This window comes from Rickettsia sp. TH2014 (assembly GCF_019249195.1).
Lineage (GTDB): Bacteria > Pseudomonadota > Alphaproteobacteria > Rickettsiales > Rickettsiaceae > Rickettsia > Rickettsia felis.
This window is the reverse complement of the sequence record NZ_MXAX01000307.1, coordinates 1-3,767: the sequence shown is the minus strand read 5'-3', so window position 1 is coordinate 3,767 and position 3,767 is coordinate 1. Positions and strand designations below refer to the sequence as shown.

Here is a 3,767-nt window from a genome sequence, read left to right as displayed (position 1 = left end):
CAGTAGGTTTTACCGGTCTACGCAACAATGCCTCCTCGCAATGACTGTTCGGGTACCCATGTAACAATGCCAACAAAGATAGACAATGACAAGTATGAGAGATATTACTAAGATAAAGCTGTAACTATTTAGCTATAGGTAAACTATTTTCTGCTTGATTTTCTTCAATTTCATTAATTTTAGAAACTAAATCTGATTTCTTTTTTGAGGAAAGGTTAGCAAGTACTATTGCGTTTATTAAAAATAATGTTGTAAGTATTATAGTACTTTTAGTAAGAAAATTACCGACTGTTTTAGCGCTAACTACTCCCATATTATTACCGCCGCTTATGCTACTAATTCCATCCGATCCGCTACGCTGCATCAGAATAACTATAATTAGCAACACTGCAATAGTAATATGTACAAAAAGAAGGATGTCTATCATAATATATATTTTCAGTGGTGCTACTAGGGGGAATTGAACCCCCGACCTCTTCATTACCAATGAAGTGCTCTACCCTTGAGCTATAGTAGCTTAGAATTTTATTTTAAACTCTTTTTGCCACATATTTGTTATTAAATCAAGAAGAATTTTGAAAATTCATTTACTTTGTAATTTTTTTCATATTTTATCTAAGCTTCTATTTTTGTAAAAATATAAGGCGATCAATGCAAAAATACAGCTTAATATGACGTAATAAACTGCCGAGGTTACATGCCCTGTTTTTTGTACTAAATATTCAAAGACAAGAGGCGTAGTACCTCCGAAAATACTTGTAGCAGCGTTATATGAAATAGACAGAGCGGTGTTACGTATATTTGTAGGATAAAACTCTGCTTGTAATGCCGGTTCAGGACCGATATAGCTAGCGGCAAGTATAGCTAGTATAAATTGTGAGATAATTACGCTTGTAAAATCACCATTCTCAAAATTATTAAGTAAAAATGGTATTGTTATAATAATTATTGACAGGTTAATTACAAAAATTTTCCTGCGACCTATAATATCGGATAAATAACCGCTTAATAAAGTTACAGCTATCATAATCACGTAAAATACGCTAGCGAGGCTATTTACTTCATTTTCAGTAAAGTTGCGGCTGATTTTTAAAAACGATACTAAGTAAATTGTAGTTAAATAGAATATTATCGAACCGGGAGCATTGATAAAAATCGAAATTAATATATCAAACCAATGATTGGTAATGACTTTTTTTAACGGTGATTGTACAATCTTTTTCTGCTCTCTTAGATTTTTAAAATTCGGTGTTTCGTGTGTATTTTTTTTAATATAAAATGCTGCAAAAAGAATAAAAAAACCAAGTAAAAAAGGTATTCTCCAGCCAAAACTATCAAATTGTGAAGCTGTTAGGATATTCTTAATGATATAAGAAACAAAAGAACCAAGCAATAAACCGGAGCATATGCTAGACATTGAGATACTACCGGTGAAACCACGATGTTTAGGGCTAGTATGCTCAATAACAAAGGAAATAGAACCGGTCAAAGCTCCTCCCATTGATAATCCTTGTAGAATTCGTACACAAATCATTAATATAGTCGCAGTTATACCTATAGTATGGTAAGTTGGTAATATTCCTATTAATACGGTTGGGGCAGACATGCAAAATAACGCACTAGTTAAGGCTACTTTGCGACCAAATCTATCACCAATAACGCCAAAAAATATGCCACCCAACAGCCTTGCCAAATAACCTATAGCAAATACTAAAAAAGCTTGCAATAAAGAAGTATTAGCATCATCATTCGGAAAAAATTTTGCTCCTATTATGGGTGCAAAATAACCGAATAATACATAATCATACCATTCAAAAGTGTTAGCGATACCGCTTGAAAATACTAGCTTACTGCGGTTCATGTTTTCTACTCATAGCTTTTTTTCGGAGTATATTATAAATAAGGTGGCAGGAATTATTATTACTGCTCCATGAAGTGTACTTTTATCGGGAAACTCACTAAATATGAAATATACCGCTATTGCCGAAATCACCAGCTCTAAATATCTATAAGGAGCGGTAGCGGTTGCATCTACCATGGAAAAAGCTTTAAGTAGGAAGAATAATATTAAACTACCGCTACTACCTAGTACAAATAATAAAGCTAATTCAAAACCGCTAGGGGTTAGCCAATATTGCGATGCAACAGGCAATGATACTACAGCGGTTACTATTGCCGAATAAAATAGCATACTGATCATCGATTCTTTTATTACGAATTTTTTATTAATAATGTCAAGCATAGCAAATGAAATAGCCGCTAATACAAAATACAAAATTTCGGGGTTAAAATCCTCGGCATGAGGTTTAAGCGTAACAACAAACCCTATAAATCCTACTACGGTAACTACCCATCTTTGCCAAATAATATTTTCGTTAAGAAAAAATACGGCAAGTATTAAAGTAAATAAAGGGATAGAAAAACTTACAACGGTTGCGGTAGTAACGGGAGCTATGGTAAGACCGTAAGTCCAGGAAGTCGTACCGAAAAATAATAATAATCCTCTTAATATATGTACAAAAGGACGACTTGTTTTTAAGGTATTTTTACCATAATAAAAAACAAAAGGTAGTAAAACTATGCTACTGAAAAAGAAGCGAAAAAAAGCTACTTCAAAGCTATGTAAACGAGTCCCAAGATATTTAGACATTACATCATTGGTACTACTACTTACTAAGCTAAGTAAAAACCAACCTATACCGGTTAAATATGTTTTTAATGCATCATTCATTAATATGCTCCAATAATTTCTATAATTTTACTTAAATGTCTTGACTTTTAGCATAAAAGAATTCTATCTTTTATGAAAATGGTATAAATATATAAACAAAAATTTTATATAATAATACGGTAATCAATTTTAAGCAAGTAAAGGTTATAATTAATATGTTAAGAATAGTGAAAAAATTAGGGATAATTTTGTTTGTATCCAGCATAAGTATTAATAGTTTTGCTAAAAGCATGTATGATGATGTAGATTCTGCTCCTGACTATGACAGTACACCGTATTATGAAAACGAAGGAAGTTTAGTTTTCAAGATGCGTCTAGGAGGTGTTGTTTCAAGTGCCAAGCAAAAGGGTTTACCTACTCAGACCTCTCCTCAACCTGTTCCAGTAGGAGAAGTTGCAAAAAACGGTTATGGAGGTGATGCATCCACTACTATATTCTTTAATAATTATTTAGCTACTGAATTATCACTTGGCTTTAATGTTTTACGCACTAAATATACATTCCTTGCAGCCGTTGCTCATAATTATGGCGTTGATAATGTCAAACTAGGAAAAAACAAGCCTGTTTATATGATCCCTGCAACGGTTACCGGACAATTTCATATAGCTCCTTACGGCGGGATAAGACCGTATGTCGGTGTAGGTTATCACGGTTCTTACATGCTTACTCAAGCTACCGGTCTTAAAATTAGAAACGGACACGGTCTAGTCGGACAAATAGGTGTAGATTTTTATGCTAAAGATGATACTTTAATCAATATTGACGTAAGACAATTTTTCTTAAATCCTAAACTTGAGTATAAACCGAATTTAGTAGGTACTAAAACCGTGACCTCTAAAGTTAAACTTAATCCTTTAATAGTTTCCGTAGGTATAGGGTTTAATTTTTAAAAATCTCTCGTCATTGCGAGAAGAATTACGTAGTAATTTGTACGTCCGCAATCTCAGAATGTTTGACAAGATTGCTATGTCGGGACTATGTCCCTCCTCGCAAGGCGTTGTTGCGCGGAGATTAAAAAAAGTCAATATAGCGCTTA

The 3,767-nt window shown here is 33.3% G+C and carries 3 protein-coding genes, 1 tRNA gene and 1 pseudogene; 1 reads left to right on the top strand and 4 read right to left on the bottom strand.

Annotated features, from left to right (window positions below; all coding sequences use genetic code 11):
- Positions 1–124: 124 nt before the first annotated feature.
- The 4 genes and pseudogenes from secG to KYQ89_RS07340 form a co-directional block, all read right to left on the bottom strand.
- Positions 125–427 carry a preprotein translocase subunit SecG gene (gene secG, locus KYQ89_RS07355; protein ID WP_218461043.1) on the bottom strand — a complete coding sequence of 101 codons (303 nt, stop codon included), beginning with the start codon at positions 425–427 and terminating at the stop codon, positions 125–127.
- Between the two features lie 15 nt (positions 428–442).
- A tRNA-Thr gene (locus tag KYQ89_RS07350) sits at positions 443–517 on the bottom strand.
- Positions 518–604: 87 nt separating this feature from the next.
- Complete coding sequence (locus KYQ89_RS07345) at positions 605–1,861, bottom strand: MFS transporter (RefSeq protein ID WP_218461042.1); 1,257 nt, start codon at positions 1,859–1,861, stop codon at positions 605–607.
- A pseudogene (locus KYQ89_RS07340) lies at positions 1,848–2,731 on the bottom strand (DMT family transporter). The gene KYQ89_RS07345 and the pseudogene KYQ89_RS07340 overlap by 14 nt, the downstream one beginning before the upstream one ends.
- 155 nt (positions 2,732–2,886) lie before the next feature.
- Here KYQ89_RS07340 and KYQ89_RS07335 point away from each other — a divergent pair.
- Positions 2,887–3,621, top strand: a complete 735-nt coding sequence (locus tag KYQ89_RS07335; RefSeq protein WP_218461040.1) for an OmpW family outer membrane protein — start codon at positions 2,887–2,889, stop codon at positions 3,619–3,621.
- Positions 3,622–3,767 lie beyond the last annotated feature (146 nt).